Annotated in this window: 18 protein-coding genes; 8 read left to right on the top strand and 10 right to left on the bottom strand. The window is 72.7% G+C overall.

Annotation, left to right across the window (positions count from 1 at the left end):
- The first annotated feature begins 14 nt into the window (after positions 1-14).
- On the top strand, positions 15-536 hold the full coding sequence (locus tag AC6CCG_RS14395) for a nucleoside deaminase (RefSeq protein WP_496655234.1): 522 nt from the start codon (positions 15-17) through the stop codon (positions 534-536).
- On the top strand, positions 533-1,426 hold the full coding sequence (locus tag AC6CCG_RS14390) for a TIGR03619 family F420-dependent LLM class oxidoreductase (RefSeq protein ID WP_496655233.1): 894 nt from the start codon (positions 533-535) through the stop codon (positions 1,424-1,426). Before AC6CCG_RS14395 ends, AC6CCG_RS14390 begins: the two co-directional genes overlap by 4 nt.
- A gap of 9 nt (positions 1,427-1,435) precedes the next feature.
- On the opposite strand, the gene AC6CCG_RS14385 is transcribed toward AC6CCG_RS14390, so the two are convergent.
- Positions 1,436-2,539 carry a DNA glycosylase AlkZ-like family protein gene (locus AC6CCG_RS14385; protein WP_496655232.1) on the bottom strand — a complete coding sequence of 368 codons (1,104 nt, stop codon included), beginning with the start codon at positions 2,537-2,539 and terminating at the stop codon, positions 1,436-1,438.
- Positions 2,540-2,748: 209 nt separating this feature from the next.
- Between AC6CCG_RS14385 and AC6CCG_RS14380 the strand changes: the two genes are divergently transcribed.
- On the top strand, positions 2,749-3,504 hold the full coding sequence (locus AC6CCG_RS14380; RefSeq protein WP_496655231.1) for a DeoR/GlpR family DNA-binding transcription regulator: 756 nt from the start codon (positions 2,749-2,751) through the stop codon (positions 3,502-3,504).
- Positions 3,497-4,681 (top strand): MFS transporter, encoded by a 1,185-nt coding sequence (locus tag AC6CCG_RS14375; RefSeq protein WP_496655230.1) that lies wholly within the window; start codon positions 3,497-3,499, stop codon positions 4,679-4,681. The genes AC6CCG_RS14380 and AC6CCG_RS14375 overlap by 8 nt, the downstream gene beginning before the upstream one ends.
- 7 nt (positions 4,682-4,688) lie before the next feature.
- Here the strand turns inward: AC6CCG_RS14375 and AC6CCG_RS14370 are convergent, their stop codons facing one another.
- From AC6CCG_RS14370 to AC6CCG_RS14360, 3 genes are all read right to left on the bottom strand, one after another.
- Positions 4,689-5,198 carry a mycothiol transferase gene (locus AC6CCG_RS14370; protein ID WP_496655228.1) on the bottom strand — a complete coding sequence of 170 codons (510 nt, stop codon included), beginning with the start codon at positions 5,196-5,198 and terminating at the stop codon, positions 4,689-4,691.
- Between the two features lie 61 nt (positions 5,199-5,259).
- Positions 5,260-5,889, bottom strand: coding sequence for a hypothetical protein (locus AC6CCG_RS14365; protein WP_496655412.1), 630 nt, complete (start codon positions 5,887-5,889; stop codon positions 5,260-5,262).
- A 14-nt stretch (positions 5,890-5,903) separates the two neighbouring features.
- Positions 5,904-6,278, bottom strand: coding sequence for a nuclear transport factor 2-like protein (locus AC6CCG_RS14360; RefSeq protein WP_496655227.1), 375 nt, complete (start codon positions 6,276-6,278; stop codon positions 5,904-5,906).
- Between the two features lie 87 nt (positions 6,279-6,365).
- On the opposite strand from AC6CCG_RS14360, the gene AC6CCG_RS14355 reads away from it, so the two are divergent.
- Both AC6CCG_RS14355 and AC6CCG_RS14350 read left to right on the top strand, forming a co-directional pair.
- A complete protein-coding gene (locus AC6CCG_RS14355) occupies positions 6,366-7,160 on the top strand; it encodes a helix-turn-helix domain-containing protein (RefSeq protein ID WP_496655226.1) in 795 nt (264 codons plus the stop codon).
- A gap of 60 nt (positions 7,161-7,220) precedes the next feature.
- On the top strand, positions 7,221-7,802 hold the full coding sequence (locus AC6CCG_RS14350; protein ID WP_496655225.1) for a hypothetical protein: 582 nt from the start codon (positions 7,221-7,223) through the stop codon (positions 7,800-7,802).
- 8 nt (positions 7,803-7,810) lie between these two features.
- On the opposite strand, the gene AC6CCG_RS14345 is transcribed toward AC6CCG_RS14350, so the two are convergent.
- The 6 genes from AC6CCG_RS14345 to AC6CCG_RS14320 all read right to left on the bottom strand — a co-directional run bounded on the left by AC6CCG_RS14345 (position 7,811) and on the right by AC6CCG_RS14320 (position 12,854).
- Positions 7,811-8,863, bottom strand: a complete 1,053-nt coding sequence (locus AC6CCG_RS14345; protein ID WP_496655411.1) for a phosphotransferase — start codon at positions 8,861-8,863, stop codon at positions 7,811-7,813.
- 138 nt (positions 8,864-9,001) lie between these two features.
- Positions 9,002-10,132: an ABC transporter ATP-binding protein gene (locus tag AC6CCG_RS14340; protein ID WP_496655224.1), complete on the bottom strand. Its 1,131-nt coding sequence runs from the start codon at positions 10,130-10,132 to the stop codon at positions 9,002-9,004.
- A complete protein-coding gene (locus AC6CCG_RS14335; protein WP_496655223.1) occupies positions 10,129-10,935 on the bottom strand; it encodes an ABC transporter permease in 807 nt (268 codons plus the stop codon). The genes AC6CCG_RS14340 and AC6CCG_RS14335 overlap by 4 nt, the downstream gene beginning before the upstream one ends.
- Positions 10,919-11,704, bottom strand: coding sequence for a molybdate ABC transporter substrate-binding protein (modA, locus tag AC6CCG_RS14330; RefSeq protein ID WP_496655221.1), 786 nt, complete (start codon positions 11,702-11,704; stop codon positions 10,919-10,921). Before modA ends, AC6CCG_RS14335 begins: the two co-directional genes overlap by 17 nt.
- Complete coding sequence (locus tag AC6CCG_RS14325) at positions 11,701-12,096, bottom strand: TOBE domain-containing protein (RefSeq protein ID WP_496655220.1); 396 nt, start codon at positions 12,094-12,096, stop codon at positions 11,701-11,703. Before AC6CCG_RS14325 ends, modA begins: the two co-directional genes overlap by 4 nt.
- Positions 12,097-12,134: 38 nt before the next feature.
- A complete protein-coding gene (locus AC6CCG_RS14320) occupies positions 12,135-12,854 on the bottom strand; it encodes an MgtC/SapB family protein (RefSeq protein WP_496655219.1) in 720 nt (239 codons plus the stop codon).
- Positions 12,855-12,924: 70 nt separating this feature from the next.
- Between AC6CCG_RS14320 and AC6CCG_RS14315 the strand changes: the two genes are divergently transcribed.
- Both AC6CCG_RS14315 and AC6CCG_RS14310 read left to right on the top strand, forming a co-directional pair.
- The gene (locus tag AC6CCG_RS14315; RefSeq protein ID WP_496655218.1) at positions 12,925-13,476 is read left to right on the top strand and encodes a P-loop nucleotide/nucleoside kinase family protein; all 552 of its coding nucleotides are present in this window, start codon (positions 12,925-12,927) and stop codon (positions 13,474-13,476) included.
- An 87-nt stretch (positions 13,477-13,563) separates the two neighbouring features.
- Positions 13,564-16,479 carry a helix-turn-helix transcriptional regulator gene (locus AC6CCG_RS14310; protein ID WP_496655217.1) on the top strand — a complete coding sequence of 972 codons (2,916 nt, stop codon included), beginning with the start codon at positions 13,564-13,566 and terminating at the stop codon, positions 16,477-16,479.
- The last annotated feature ends 7 nt before the right edge of the window (positions 16,480-16,486 follow it).

Raw genomic sequence — 16,486 nt, 5'->3', positions numbered from 1 at the left:
TCTATCTTCCCGGCATGACCCAGCATCCGATTCCCCGCGGCCTGACCGAGCTGCTCGACGCGACCCTGTCCGAGACCGACCTGCTGGCGCGCACCGTACGTCTCGCGGAGGAGCACGCGGCCGCCGGCCACCCACCGTTCACCGCGCTGGTGATCAAGGACGGGCGGGTGATCGGCGTCGGCGCCAACCGGATCCTGATCGACGCCGATCCGGCAGCCCATGGCGAGGTGGAGGCGATCCGCGACGCCGGACGCCGGGCCGGGTTGGAGTCGCTGGTCGGCTCCGTCGTGATCTCCAGCTGCGAACCGTGCGCGATCTGCCGGACCGTGGCGGCCGCGGCGGGCGTGACGGAGATCGTGTACGCGGCCGGTCGGGAGCTGGTGCCGGCCGGGATCGACCCGAACCCGGAGCGGACCGGTGCGCTGATGGACGCGGTCGCGGAACTGGTGCCCGGGATCGCCCGGGCCGGCGAGTCCGGGCTGTCGACCGAGGAGCTGGCGGCGCCGTTCGCGACCTATCTCCGGACGCTCGGGTGACCGAGGTCAGGCTCGGCCTCAATCTGCCGAACTTCGGGCCCGAGGCCGAGCCGGCGGCACTGGTCGACTGGGCCCGGTTCGCCGAGGAGGCGGGGTTCGACCTGGTCGTCGTGTCCGACCACGTCGCGCCGACGCCCGAGGTGGCGGCGACCTATCCGATGCCGTTCCACGACCCGTTCGTCCTGCTGGCCTGGCTGGCCGGGCAGACGTCGACGGTCCGGCTCGGCACGTCGGTCGTCGTGCTGCCGTACCGGCATCCGTTGCACACGGCCCGAATGAGCGCGATGGTGCACGCGTACAGCGGCGGCCGGTTCGTGCTCGGCGTCGGCACCGGCTGGGCGCGGACCGAGTTCGCGGCACTGGGCCTGGATTCGGCGGTACGGGGACGGACCACCGACGCCTACCTGGACGTGATCACGCGGGCCTGGGCCGAGCCGCTGATCAGCGCGGACGCCGACGAGCTCGCCTTCACCGACGTCGCGACCGGGCCGAATCCGCCGGGCGGCGCGCTGCCGCTGTGGATCGGCGGCCAGTCGCGAGCGGCGATCCGCCGCGCGGTCCGGTACGGCAGCGCCTGGCATCCGATCAACCCGGAGCTGGACTGGCTCCGCGACATCGGCCTGCCGGCCCTGGTCGCCGAAGCGGCGGCGACCGAACGGGCCGTGCCGGAGCTCGCCGTACGGATCAAGGCGCGACTGCAGCCGGAGCCGGCGAGGGCCGGACGGCCGCTCGGAGTGGGCACGCTCGACCAGGTCGTCGGCGATGTCCGGGCTCTGGCCGACCTGGGTGCCGCCGAGGTCGTCCTCGACACCAACCCGGACCGGCCGCAGGCCCGCGACTTCGCCGCCGAGCAGCGGGACCTGCGGCTGATCCGGGACAGGCTCGGCTGACCCGGCCGATCAGTCGGGCAGGGTGAGGTCGACCTCGAGCCACTCGGCGAGGTCACCCAGCTCGCGGTACACATTGGCGGTCATCAGCCGGCCGAAGCGCACGTCCTGGTGGATCGCGTCGACCCGGAGGACGCCGAGCTTCCGGTCCGTGGTCGCGTCGACCTTCCCGACCAGCCGGTCGCCGTACAGGATCGGCATCGCCCAGTAGCCCCAGCGCCGCCTGGCCGCCGGCTTGTACATCTCCAGCTGGTAGTCGAACTCGAACAGGTCGGCCAGTCGCTTCCGGTCGAAGATCAGCCGGTCCAGCGGCGACAGGATCGCGACCCGGCCGTGGAAGTCGCCACCGAGATAGGCCGGGTCGACCCGCCACTCCCCGCGGACACCGTCGATCACGGCGGGTTCGCCGGCCTCGCCGACGTCGTCCGGTTCGACCATGGTCTGCGTACTGCGGGAGCGCGCGATGCCCAGCGCGCGGAGCCGCCGCTCGTTGCGGATCCGGCACGCCCGGTCAACCGGGACCGGCGGCTCGTCGGGGTAGACCCGCTCGGCGAGGTCCCACAGCCGGTCCCGGCCGCGCCGGCCCGCGGCGGCGACCTCGCCCCGCAGCACCAGCAACTCGAGCATCATCGCGAGGTTGCGGTTGTTGTTCCAGCCGGACGACTGCCAGGGGACGACACAGGTGTCCGGCAGTTCATGCCGGGTCAGCGGCCCGTCCCGCCGCAGCTCGGCGAGCAGCTCGCGCCGGAAGCCGTCGTTGGCCTCCACCCAGTCCACCTGGCGCGGCCAGGCTCTCCCCGGCCAGTCGTCGAGCTCGGCGCGGTAGAGCGCGAGGTCCTCGGGTGGCCGGAGCATGCCACGCAGGTCGATCAGGGCCAGCTCGTCGACCGCTTCCGGTACGGCATCGCGAGGGCAGGCCGAGCCGAGCCGGCTCCACACCACCAGGCCGGCGTTCGGCGCGACCGCCTTGGTCGGGTCGTCCTGCAGCAGGGTGAGATGGCGTACGGTCCCGAGCAGGTCATCGGGCCGGGCGTCGCCGCCGGAGGGAGCGTCGAGCAGCTGGGCGCGGACCGCGATCCGGCGGGCGTCCTGCCGGGTCAGCTGATGCACGGTCACGCCGTCAGGGTAGTCCCGACCTTCCATGATCATCTTCCGCCCGCCCGGTCCGCCGCCGTCTCCCTGGCGAGCGACTCATCGAGTGGAAACCTTGACCGGCAGATCGGCCGAAATCCAGGTTGAAGTGTCTACTCGGCGGGGAGTCCGGTCCGCGCGCAGTGGTCTGAGAGACTTGGACATTCGCACAGGAAAGATGTTTGAATGAACACGTGGAGAGTGCGAACCGGCAGGAAGTGATCCTGCGTGGCCTGCGGGACCGGGGGCGGGTCTCGGTGGACGACTTGGCGCAGGAACTGGACTGCTCGGCGATGACCGTGCGGCGCGATCTGGACCGGCTGGCCGGGCTCGGCCTGCTGCGCCGGGTGCACGGCGGCGCGGTCACCGGGTCGACGGCCGAGGAGACGCCGTATCCGGTCCGGTCGGCCACCGCCGTCGACGCCAAGCGGCGGATCGCCGCAGCGGCCGCGGCCATGATCAGCGACGGCGAGACCGTCCTCGTCGACGGCGGGACGACGGCGCTCGAGGTGGCCCGCCGGCTTCATGATCATCGCTTGACCGTGACGCCGCTGAGCCTGCATGTCGCGACCGAATTGGGCCGGGCCGGCGGGATCCGGTTGATCATGCCGGGCGGTGACGTCCGGCCGGTCGAGCTGGCCTTCGTCGGCCCGCTCACCGTGCACGCGCTCGAGGTGCTCCGGTTCGACACGGCGGTGATCGGGTGCTGCGGCATCGACGCCGAGGACGGCCTGACCGGGCACGATCTGGACGAGTCCGCCGTGAAGGCGGCCGCGATCGCCGCCGCCCGGCGCACCGTGGTCGTGGCCGACGCGACCAAGTGGGGTGCCGGCGCGTTCGCCCGCTTCCACGACCTGTCCCGGGTCACCACCGTGATCACCGACGACGCGGCACCGACCGACCAGACCGACCGGCTCGTCGAGCGTGGGATCGAGGTGCAGCGTGTCTAGTGCCGTCGCCGCCGTGGCACCGCTGATCGCGCGGAAGGCCCGCCGGGTCGACTCGATGATCTTCGCGCTGAATGCCCTGCTCTACGCGGCCTGGACGCCGCACATCCCCGCGATCAAGGACCGGCTCGGGCTGCACGAAGGCACCCTCGGCCTGGCCCTGCTCGGTGCACCGGTCGGCGCCCTGATCGCGGTGATCGTCACCGGGCCGGCGCTGGCCCGCTGGGGCAGCGTCAAGATCGTCCGGATCACCATGGTCGGCTTCGCCGCCGCCGCGCCGCTGGTGGGGCTGGCCGACTCGCTGCCCGCGCTGTTCGGCGCGCTGGTGATCTTCGGCGCGTTCCAGGGGTCGATGGACGTGTCGATGAACACCCAGGCGGTGACCATCGAGCACCGGTACGGCCGGCCGATCATGTCCAGTTTCCATGCGATCTGGGCGATCGGCGCCGCGATCGGGGCCGGGCTCGGGTCGCTGGCGCTGGCCGTCGACGCCCCGTTGGCGCTGCAGCAGGCCGGGCTCGGCGTGATCATGGTGGTCGGCATGATCGTGCTCGGCCGCTGGCTGTACGCCGACGATCACGTACCGGAGGCCGAGCCGGGCCGGGCCGACACCGGCCGGCGACTGAGTTGGCTCAGCCCGCGGTTGATCATGATCGCCGCGATCATGTTCGCGGCGCTGCTCTGCGAGGGCGCGGCCGCGGACTGGGCACCGCTCTATCTGCGTGATCATGTCCATGCGCCCGAGGAGCTGGCCGGGCTGGCCTATACGGCGTTCGCGTTGGCGATGTTCGTCGGCCGGGCCTTCGGGGACCGCTGGGTGGCCAGGTTCGGCGGCGCCCGGGTGGTCGCCGTGCTGGCCGCGGTGGGCGCAGTCGGGCTCGCCGTCGGCCTGCTCTCCGGGCAGGCGGCCGTGGTCATGGGCGGCCTCGCCCTGTACGGGCTCGGGATCGCCTGCATCGTGCCGGTCTGCCTCAGCGCCGCGGCCGCGGAGGCGGGCCGGACCGGTTCCCCGGCCGGGCCGGCGCTGGCGCTGGCCGACGGCACCGGCCGGACCGGCTTCCTGCTCGGCCCGACCCTGATCGGCGGCCTGGCCCACGTCACCTCGCTGCCGCTCGCCCTCGGCGTGCTCCCGGTGTTCTGCGCCGGGATCGTGATCGCGTCGCGCGTCCTCCGGCGCTGAACCGGCCCTACTCGCCGGTGTTGTCGTCGATCAGCTCACGGACGACGTCGACGTGGCCGGCGTGGCGGGCGTACTCCTGGAGCAGGTGGAACAGCACCCAGGCCAGCGTCGGCGGCTCGGCGTCGGACCGGGACCGCGCCGACCGCTCCGACAGCTCGTGCTCGGCGACCAGCCGCCGGCTCCGTTCCACCTCCTGCCAGAACGCCGTCCGTACGTCCTCGGCACTGGTCCCGTCCGGCACCGCCCAGCGGTCCGCGTCCAGGTCCCAGTCGCCGCGCGGCAGCTTGTCGCCGAGGCCCAGGAAACCCCACTGGAGCCAACGCCGCTCGACGAAGAGGAGGTGGTGCAGCAACTCCAGCAGGGACCAGCCGGACGGCAGCACCGCCCGGCGCAGGTCCTGCTCGGACAGGCCGTCGACCTTGGCCCAGACCGTGTCGCGGTAGTAGTCCAGATACTGCCGCACCAGCTCGCCGGCGTCGGTCAGGTCCATCGGCGGCTCGGCCCGTTCCTCGGTCATGCGGACAGCCTAGGAGGGTGGTCACCGTTCGACACCACCCTCCTAGGGCCCTTCGACAGGCTCAGGACGCGGTCGGGAGCGAGTGCCGGCGGGCGTAGGCGTCCCGGCAGTTCTCGGCACAGAAGCCGTACGTCATGCCGTCATGATCAAGAGTGATCGCTCGCGGGCCGAGCCGGACCAGCATGCCGCAGACCGGGTCGACCACCCGACCCGCCGGGATCTCCCGACCATGATCGAGATTGGCCCGGAACTCCTCGGTCAGGTGGTCCAGCACCTGGTCGGCCGTGCTGGGCCGGCCGCCGAGGCCGATGCTGCCGTCCGGGATCCCGGTCAGGTTGATCCAGAGCGAGGCCGGGTCACGCTGCCAGCCGTGCCGCTGGTCCAGCTGCCGCACCGCGCGGCGGATCCAGCCGATCACGTGCCGCGCCATCTCCTCCCGCCAGCGTTCGGGCACGGTGATCGTCAGCCAGAGCGGCGGCGGGGCCGGCGGCCGCCAGGGACCATCGCCGGTGGTCCAGTCGTCCAGTTCCCGGAAGCCGAGGTGGGTCATCGCCCGGGCCCGGCGCAGCGTCTCCTCCGGTACGTCCTCGTCGCCGGTGGTCAGCAGGCCCGACACGATCGTTCCGGCCAGCTCGGCCCGGTCCGCCTCGGTCAGCCCGCCGCGCGGACCGGTGATCTCGATCAGGTTCATGATCACGTGCTCCCTCAGTGGTGGGCGTCCGGGTCGAAGCCCTCGGGCGCCTGGTCCAGAAACGTGGTCACCGCGGCGACCCGGCCGTCCGCGGCGACGGTGATCACGTCGGTGCCGGCGGCGAACCTGTTGCCGGCCACGGTGATCTCCCAGCGCAGCCGGGCCCGGTCGTGGTGCGTCTCCGGGTCGGCCAGGGCGCGGACGGCCACCGCGTCGAAGTGGTCGCGGAACTGGTCCCGGAAGTCGATCAGGGCCGCCGGCCCGCTGAGCACGCCGACCGGGGCCGCGTACTCGACGTCGTCGGTGAGGGCCTGGCCCGCCGGGGCGGCGGCATTCAGGAAGGCAAGGTAGGTGTCGACGGAGGCGCGTACTGCTTCGTTGGTGATCATGGCCTCGATCCTGCGTCGCCGATTGCGGGTGGTCGATAACCTCCGAGGTCATTGCGTACGGACTCAGGATCCGGGCACGCTGGCGCCATGACGGTGACCACGGAACCGGTCGGCACACTGGTCCGGCGCTGGCGGGAGCGGCGCCGCCGGTCGCAGCTGGACGTCGCGATCGCGGCCGAGCTGTCCACCCGGCACCTGAGCTACATCGAGACCGGTCGGTCCCGGCCGAGCCGGACCATGATCGAACGGCTCTGCGAGGAGCTGGAGGTGCCGCTGCGGGAACGCAACACGCTGCATCTGGCGGCCGGTTTCGCGCCGCCGCACGCCGAACGGCCGTTCGATGATCTTGGTCAGGCCCGGGCCGCGGTGCGGGCCGTGCTCGCCGGGCACGAGCCCAATCCGGCGCTGGCGATCAACGTCCGCTGGGAGCTGCTGGACGCGAACCAGGCCATGCGCGCGTTCCTCGGCGATCTTCCGTCCCACCTGGCCGGGCCGCCGCTGAACGTGCTCCGGGCCACCCTGCACCCGGACGGTCTGGCGCCGCAGATCCTGAACCTCGCCCAGTGGCACGCCCAGGTCCTGCGGCGGGTCCGGCGTCAGGTGGAGCGGACGGCCGATCCGGGCCTGGCCGAGCTGTGCCAGGAACTGGCCGGCTATCCGGTGCCCGACGACCCGGTGCCGGCCGAGCCGGCGCCGGGCGTCGAGCTGGTGCTGCCGTTGCGGATGATCACCGAGTACGGGGAGTTGGCGCTGCTCTACGCCACCACGGTCTTCGGCTCGCCGCGCGACGTGACCCTGGACGAGATCGCGATCGAGACCTTCTTCCCGGCCGACGCCGCCACGGCCCGGCTGCTGCGCCGGCTCGCCGGGGATCCCGGCTGATCCTGGGCCCGCGGCCGTTCGCCGTACCTGCTCCCGGCCGGCTTCGGCGAGAATGGCGCCATGTCCGAACCCGTCGTCCGGCACGGCATCAAGATCGCCGGTGAGAATCCGATGATCGTGCTCTACCCGCCCGAGGGCGACGAGATGATCGCGCTGGTGAGTCTCTGGACGGCGGCCTACTCCCCCGTCGGCACCGGCCGGGCGTTGCTGATCTGGCTCGACCCGGAGGGCTCGGGACTCGGCGACGCCGCCCCGGCCGGGATCTACACCGACAACGCCGAGCTGGCCGGCTATGTCTGGGAGAACTTCTACCGCGACTACACACCGATCCGCGGGCGCGGCATCGAGACCGGGCCACCGGTGCCGGCCCACTTCACCGAGGTCGCGCAGGCCGGGCAGTTCCACCGGATCACCTGCGTCGCCGGGCCGAGCGTGATCGAACTCGAGTGGCGCGACCTGCTGGAGTGCATCCAGGTGACCACCCATCCGACCGGCTTCGAGTGCTCGGTCGTCGCGCAGCCGTGCCGTACCGCCGAGATCCGGGTCGACGGCGTGCCGGCCCGGGGCGAGGTCCGGTGCCCGTCCGGCTGGTTCGGGAGTTCGGCCATCCTGGCCTTCGCCGAGACCTGGCGCGAGGTGTGACGGACCGGTCAGGACAGGTCGGCCAGGAAGATCAACAACCGCGACTTCGCCGCGAGGTCGGCCTCGCCGAGCTGGTCGGCGGCGCCCAGCAGCGCGTCGGTCCACCAGCCCAGCCGGAGCTGGTTGGAGACGATCATGGACCGCCGGACCTGTTCCGGGTCGCCGGTCCAGCCGGAATTGATCAAGGCCTCCGTGTACGCCGACGTGAGGACTCGCCAGGCCACGGCAGGCTCGACGACTCCCGGCGGTTCGAGGGTGAGTGCGAGATGGCCGGCGTCGTGCCCGATCGGTCCCGGACCGGCATAGGCCCAGTCGATCACCACGACCGCACCGTCGTCGGCCACGCCGATGTTGCCGTTGTGGAAGTCGTGATTCGCCAGCAGGACAGGGAATCCGGCCAGCCGCCGGGCCACCTCGGCCGGATCGGTGACCCGGGCCGCGACGACGTCGCGGAGCTCCGGCGCGAGGCCCCGCTCGACCGCCGAGGGCCAGGCCGGATGGGCCAACGTGCGGGCGTTGTCCAACTCCTGCCGCTCGACGTGCTTCGCGATCCAGCCGCCGGTGAGCCACGGCTGATCATGGTCGGCGTTGGCGACCTGCCACCGGGCCAGCCCGGCGACGGCGCGCCGGCAGACGTCGAGCGAGCCCGGGATGCCGGTCAGCTCCTCGAGCCAGAGATCGCGGCGGCCGTCATGATCATCGACCTCGCACCTAGGCGGCCGGACGTCCCCGGTCCAGCCGGTCCGGGCCAGGTCCGACGCGTAGAACGCGGCCTCCTTCCCCCACCACTGCGGATCGGCCGGGTCGGCCCGGAGCCGCCAGACCGGGAACGTCCCGAGATGCATCGGCCCGGTCCGCTTGACGATCACCGAGGATGGCCCGTCGCCGTCGCGCCGGTCGGCCGTGACCCGCCACAGCCCGCCGTTCGGGTAGCCGAGGTCTCCGCCCGTTCGCTCGGCGGTCCAGCTGGTCCCGGTGGACGCCCCGGTCAACCGCGCCAGCGTCGCCGGCGGCGGCTCGGGACGGAGCGGCCCGAACCGCGGTTCCTGTTCCAGTTCCATGATCACGTACGCACGGCTCCCTCCGGGACGGCTCGTCAGTTTTTCACGTCCCGTGAAAAACTGACGCTTCACCACAGAAGCTTCTCTGGTAAAGCGTGAAGAAGTGTGGGGAAGTCGCTGCTCCGGAGGTCCTTGCCTTCAGCCACGGGGATAGCTGGTGATCGCTGACGCCTTCACGCTGGCCCAGACCCCCGAGCCCGGCTCCAGGCCCAGTTCCGCGACGGCGCCCGGCGTCACCTCGGCGAGGATCGCGCTGTCCGGGCCCGGTACGCCGGCGACCTCGACCCGGACCTCGTCGCCGTGCGGTTCCAGGCCGGCGACGCTGCCGTACCAGAGATTGCGTGGGGTGCCGGTCGGCCGTTCGGTGAACAGGGCGACGGCGTTCGGCGGGAAGGCCAGTTGGACCGGGCCGGCGGCCGGGTGGGCCAGGTGTACGGTGCCGGCCGACTCGAGCCGGACGGTCGTGCCGGCTGCCGTACCGGAGAGCAGGTTGAGCCCGACCAGGCGGGCGACGTAGTCGGTCGCCGGGTGCCGGGCGATCTCGGCCGGCGTGCCCGACTGCACCGGAGCGCCTGCCTCGATCACCACCACCCGATCCGCCAGTACGGCGGCGTCGACCGGGTCGTGGGTGACCAGGACGGTGACGCCGCCGAAGTCGGCCAGCCGCCGCCGGAGCAGCCCGCGCACCTCGAGCCGGGTCCGTGCGTCCAGCGCCGCCAGCGGCTCGTCGAGCAGCAGCAGTTCGGGATTCCCGGCCAGGGCCCGGGCCAGGGCGACCCGCTGCGCCTGCCCGCCGGACAGCTGCCGCGGTCGGACCGGGCCGAGGTCGGCGAGCCCGACCGACGCGAGCAGGTCCGCGGCCAGCGCGCGGGCGTCGGCCTTGGACCGGCCCCGGCAGCGCGGCCCGAAGGCCACGTTGTCCAGCGCCGACAGGTGCGGGAACAGCAGGTAGTCCTGGAACACCACGCCGATCGGCCGCCGGTGCGCCGGCCACGGCCGGGCCGGACCGGCGAGCTGCTGCCCGGCCAGCTCGATCCGGCCGCCGTCCATGATCAACAGTCCGGCCAGGGCGCGCAGCGCGGTGGACTTGCCGGCCCCGTTCGGGCCCAGCAGCGCGACCACCTCGCCCGGCTCGGCCCGCAGCGGCAGGTCGAGCCGGAAGGTGCCCCTGGACACCCGCAGCTCCGCGTCGAGTCCGGCCTCGGGGTCCCCGCGGCGCAGTTCGGGGGAGCGCAGCGGAGGAGAACTGCGTCGTGGGGTGAGTCTCACCAGCGGGCCACCCATCGGCCCCGGAGCAGCACCAGTACGGCGACGGACACGGCGAGCAGCAGCACCGACAGCAGCAGGGCCGCGTCCGGATCGGTGTTCAGCGCCAGGTAGACCGCGATCGGCAGCGTCTGGGTGCTGCCGGGCAGGTTGCCGGCGAATGTGATCGTCGCTCCGAACTCGCCCAGCGCGCGGGCCCAGGCCAGCACCGCACCGGCCGCGACACCGGGGCCGATCAGCGGCAGCGTGACCCGCCGGAACACGGTCAGCGGCGTCGCACCGAGGGTCGCGGCCGCGTCCTCGTAGCGGCGGTCGGCGGCCCGCAGCGAGCCCTCCACCGACAAGATCAGGTACGGCAGCGCGACGAACACCTGGGCCAGCACGACCGCGTACGGGGTGAACGGGAAGGCGAAGCCGGTGGCCTCGTAGAGCGGCCGCCCGATCAGCCCGGAGCGGCCCAGCACGGTGAACAGGGCGACCCCACCGACCACCGGCGGCAGCACCAGCGGCACCGTGATCAACGCCCGGACCACGCCCGCACCCGGCAGCCCGGGCCGGGCCAGCAGCCAGGCCGCCGGCACCCCGAGCAGCACCGCGATCACCGTGGCGGCGGTGGCAGTGATCATGGAGAGCCGCAGCGCGGCCAGCGCATCCGGGCCGGTGATCAACTCCGGCAGCCGGCCCCACGGCGCCCTGATCACCAGCCCCAGCAAGGGCAAGATCAACAGCAGCAGCGCCAGCACGGCGGGCACCGCGAGCAGCACCGGGACCCGGGACGACGCCGCCCGGTCAGGACGGCGAGGCAAAGCCCGCCTTGCTCAGCACCCGCTGGCCTTCCGGCCCGCGGACCCAGGCCACGAAGGCCGCCGCGAGCTCCGGGTTGCGGGCCTCGGTGACCGCCGTGATCGGGTACGTGTTCACGGCCGCGGCCGCCTCGTCGACGTCGATCCCCTCGACGTCCGCGCCGGCCGCGATCACGTCGGTCCGATAGACCAGCGCGGCATCCACCTCGCCGAGCCGTACCTTCTGAAGGGCGGCCTTGACGTCCTCCTCCAGGGTGTCGGGCTTCGGCTCGACCCCGGCGGCCCGGAACACCTGCTGCGCGGCCGCGCCGCACGGCACCTCGGCTGCGCAGAGAGCGATCCGCCTGGCCGGGTCGGCGAAGTCGGCCAGCCCGGTGATCTTGGCGGGGTTGCCCGGCGGCACGGCGATCTGCAGCGTGTTGGTGACGAACGGTTGCGGGTCGACGGCCAGTTTCGCGTCGGCCACCGTCCGCATCGTCGACTCGTTGGCCGCCGCGAACACGTCGGCCGGCGCACCGGCCGTGATCTGCGTCGCCAGGGTGACACTGGAGCCGAAGCTGAACATGATCTTGGTGCCCGGATGCGCCGCCTCGAAGTCGTGCCCGATCGCGGTGAACGTCTCGGTCAGTGACGCGGCCGCCAGCACGGTGAGTTCCCCGGTCGGCCCGCCGGCGGCACCGGACGGCGGAGCAGGCGAGCCGCCCGGTGCCGCGCAGCCGGCGACGACCATGATCAACAGGGCCGCGATTCCGGCGCGGAGGTTCCTGATCATGGTTCGGGCACCTCGACGACGACGTTGGTCGCCTTGATCGATGCGGTGGCCAGCACGCCCGGCTCCAGGCCGAGCTCGGTGGCCGCCTCGGCGGACATCAGCGACACGACCCGGAACGGCCCGCACTGCAGGTCGACCTGCGCCATCACCCCGTCCTTGACCACCTTGGTGACCAGTCCGGTGAAGCGGTTCCGGGCGCTCTCGGCGACCGACGCCCCGAGCGCCGGAGCCGTGGCCAGTTGCTGGGTCAGCGCGGCCAGGTCGGCACCGTCGATCATCGTCGGCCCGCCACCGTTCAGCGCGCCGAGCCGGCCGGTGTCGATCCAGCGGCGGACCGTGTCGTCGCTGACCCCGAGCAGGGCGGCAGCCTGTGAGATCCGATATTTCGGCATGAATGGAGCATAAGCTCCGCAACTGCGGAAGTGCTAAGTCAGCTGGATTCCTCGACCTCGTTCTCATCGCGCCATTCGACCTCCCGGACGCCGGAGACGCCGGAGACCGCGTCGAGCAGCGCCGCCGGGTCGAGCCGGCCCTCCGTGGTCAGGTAGACCCCGACGTAACCGGGATCCAGCCGGTGGCCGGCCGTCCGCAACTGGGCGATCCGCCACTGGTGGTCGGTGATCACCGTGACGATGTCCCGCAGCAGCCCGCGGCCGTCCCGGTACTCCACCCACAGTTCGTACCGCTGGGACCGGCGGCGCAGCCGGTTCAGCCGCGGCCCGATCAGGACGACCAGGAAGTGGCACAGCGTGACGGCGGCGGCCAGGATGAACAGCCCGGACCCGCAGGCCATCCCGACCGCCGCGGTGAGCCAGATGGAGGCAGCCGTGGTCAGGCCGCGGACCGCGTCGGAACGGAACACGATGATGCCGGCGCCGAGGAACCCGATCCCGGACACGATCTGGGCCGCGACCCGACTCGGGTCCAGCCCGATGCCGGGATCGCCGAGCAGGTCGGCGAAGCCGTACTTCGACACCAGCATGAACAGTGCCGACCCGATCCCGACCAGGGCGTGGGTACGGACGCCCGCCTGCTTGCCGCGATACTGGCGTTCCAGGCCGATCGCCATCGACAGGATCAACGCGGCGCCCAACTCGGGCAGCAGTTGCAGTTGGGCGAGCCACGGGGACGACGAGAGTTCGTACGGCATTCTCGCCACGCTACCGGCCGGAATCGCAACCCGATTCACCTGTCGAGCGCGGTAGTGAAGAATAACGCCCGTGGGGGAGCCAGATCAGGGCGGAACGGGCGGCCGGGTGATCGTCATCACCGGAGCGATGGCCGCGGGCAAATCGACGGTCGCCGAGTTGTTGGCCGGCCGGTTACCCTGCTCCGTCCACATCCGGGGCGACGTGTTCCGCAAGATGATGGTCAACGGCCGCGCGGACATGACGCCGCAGCCGACCCCGGCCGCGCTGGACCAACTCCAGCTCCGGTACGAACTCGCCGCGCACACCGCCGACCGGTTCGCCGACCAGGGCTTCGACGCGATCGTGCAGGACGTCATCATCGGCCCCGACCTGGCCGGCTTCATCGACCAGATCCAGACCAAGCAGCGCTATCTGGTCGTCCTGTCGCCGACCGTCTCCGCCCTGGAGATCCGGGAGGCACAGCGGGCCAAGGACGGCTACGGGAGCTTCTCGCCGAACCAGCTGGACGAACTGCTGCGCCGCGAGACCGCGCGGATCGGCTACTGGCTGGACTCCAGCGTGCAGACGCCCGACGAGACCGTCGACGACATCCTGAGCAACCTCGACCAAGCCGCCGTCTGAGCCGCCGGCCCGGCCCGGCCGTCCGGGCTGCGCTGCCGATGGCTAAATCGGGCCGTGTTTGTCGGTGGTCTGGGACATGATGGGGCCGTGACCGTGACCTCGCCGGCCTCACCCTCGTTCTCGGAGCGCGGGCGTCCTGATGCGCGCCCGCTCGTCGGCCGGGAGCGGGAGTTGGCGCGGCTGCTGGAGCTGATCGGCCAGTCGACCGGCCGGCCGGGCGGGCTGGTGGTGCTCTCCGGGGACGCGGGCATCGGCAAGTCGCGGATCGTCTCGGCGGCGATCGGCGCGGCAGGTGAGAGCGGCTGGCGGGTCGCGCTCGGGCAGTGCATGGACCTGGGCCGCAGCCCGCTGCCGTACCTTCCGTTCGTCGAGTTGTTCGGCCGGCTGACCGGGACCGAGGAGGGCCGGCTGCTGCTGGAGCGACACCCCGGCGTGCGGCCGCTGATCGCCCGGTCGGCGGACGGCACGGCGCCGGAGCCGGACCGCGGGGTGCTGTTCGAGTCGGTGCACGCGATCCTGACCGATCTGGCCGGCGCCCGGCCGCTGCTGCTGGTGATCGAGGACGTGCACTGGGCCGACTGGTCGAGCCTCGAGTTGATCAGCTTCCTGTTGACCCGGCCGTTCCCGGCGCCGGTGTCGATGATCGTCACGTACCGCTCGGACGACCTGCACCGCCGGCATCCGTTGCGCCCCGTCGCGACCGGCTGGATCCAGTTGCACACGGTGGAGCGGCTGGAGCTCGGGCCGCTCCCCGACGATGCGGTACGGGATCTGGCGACCAACCTCCGGTCCGGGATGTCCGACGTAGAACTGGCCCGGGTGATCGACCGGGCCGAGGGGAACGCGTTCTTCACCGAGGAACTGGTCGCCGCGGGTACGGTGCCGGGCGGGGTCCCGGACGATCTGGCCGACCTGCTCATCCTGCGCCTCGACCAACTCGAGCCGGCCGCCCGGCAGGTGGTCCGGTCGGCAGCCGTGGCGGGCCGGCGGGTCAGTCACGAGGTGCTGCAGGCGGTCACCGAGCTCGACCCGACCGAGCTCGACCTGGCCCTGCGCAACGCCGTGGAACGGTTCGTGCTGATCAGCGACCGCTCGGACACGTACGCGTTCCGCCACGCCCTGCTCGCCGAGGCCGTCTATCAGGACCTGCTGCCGGGCGAACGGGTCCGGCTGCACGCCCGCTACGTCGCCGCGCTGCGTGATCATCCGCGGGCGACCGCGGCCGACCTGGCTCGGCACGCCCGCAACGCGCACGACCACGCGACGGCGATCACGGCCGGGCTGCGGGCGGCCGAGGAGTCGCAGACGATGGGCGGCCCGGACGAGGCCGTGCACCACTATCTCGTCGTGCTCGAGCTGCTCGCCGACCCGCAGGTGGACCCGGCGATCGCGGATCCGGTCGACATCACGGTCCGGGCGGCGACGGCCGCGGTCTCGGCGGGGATGCCGGAGCGCGGGGTGGCGCTGGTGCAGGACCAGTTGTCCCAGCTGCCGGCCGACGCCGACCCGCTGATCCGGGCCCGGCTGCTGCAGTCGCTCGCCGCGGCGGCCATGCTGACCGACCTCAACATCGACGTGCTCGCCCTGACCACCGAGGCGATGACGCTGGTGCCGGCCGAGCCGGACAGCGAACTGCGCTGCCGGGTGCTGCGGTCGCACGCGCAGGTGCTCGCGGACCGGTATCGCCACGACGAGTCGACCCGCTGGGCCGAGGAGGCACTGGCGATGGCGGAGCGGCTCGGGCTGCCCGAGATCGCCACCGACGTGTCCGCCCTGCTGGCCAAACTGCAGGACCGGCTCGGCAACACCGAGGCGTCCCGGGCGGCGCTGCGGATGATCGTCGCCGACGCCCGGGCCCGCGGCGACGCCACCGAGCTGCGGGCGCTCTATCACCTGGCCGGCATCCACTACGAGCTCGGCGAGGTGGCCGAGGCGCTCGAGCTCTACCTGGCCGGGGCGAACCGGGCCGCCGAGACCGGCCGCCGCTATGCCCCGTACGGGATCGACGCCAGGATCATCGCCGGCGTCGCGGCCTACACGCTGGGCCGCTGGGACCAGGTGCTGGAGATCGTCGACACGACCGGGGAACGGCCGCCGATGGTCGCCGACGCCGCGCTGGCCGCGATCGAGATGTACGTGGCCGCCGGCCGCGGCGAGCAGGCCGGGCTGACCCTGCTCGGCCGGGCGGGCCGGGCCACCGGCACCGACGCCGTGGTCTCGCTGCACGCCGGCGGCGCCGCGATGGAGCTGTACGGGCAGACCGGCGACCTGGACCGGGCCTGGCACCAGTACCGGAAGCTGACCGACGAGATCGACGCCGCCTGGACCGACGTCCAGGCCAAGATCAGGCTGAGCGCGCTGATCCTCGGCATCGCCGCGGACCACGTCGGCACCACCGCGGCCGACCGGCAGCGCTGGACCGACCGCGCCGACTGGCTGCTGGGCCAGGTGGAGACGATCGTGCTCGACGCCGAGACCCGGCGACCGCTCGGCGTGGAGAGCCGGGCCTGGGTGCACCGGTTCCGGGCCGAACGGCTCCGGCTGGACCAGCGGCTCGGGCTGCCCGTCGACCCCGCCGCACTGGTCCTCGCCTGGCGGGTGGCGGTGGCCGGGTTCGAGGACTTCCCGAGCGTTCCGGAGCTGGCCCGGAGCCGGATCCGGCTCGCCGCCGCGTTGCGGCTGGCCGGCGCCGTCGAGGAGGCCGGGCAGGTCGCGGCCGAGGCCCGTGCCGTGGCCGAGCAGCTCGACGCCCGGCCGATGCTCGCCGAACTGTCCGCGCTCGCCCCGGCCGACCGGCCGGGCGGCGCCGGTGTCCTGACGCCGCGGGAGCAGGAGGTGCTGGCGCTGGTCGCCGAGGGACTGAGCAACCGGGAGGTCGGGCTCCGGCTCACGATCAGCACGAAGACGGCGAGCGTGCACGTCTCGAACATCCTGACCAAGCTCGGCGCCGGCACCCGGACCGAGGCCGCCGCGCTGGCCCGCCGCCGCGGCCTGCTCGGCTGACCCGGGA

Source organism: Microlunatus sp. YIM B11417, assembly GCF_059617205.1.
Note: the sequence above shows the minus strand (reverse complement) of the source record. Positions and strands in the feature narration are given on the sequence as shown.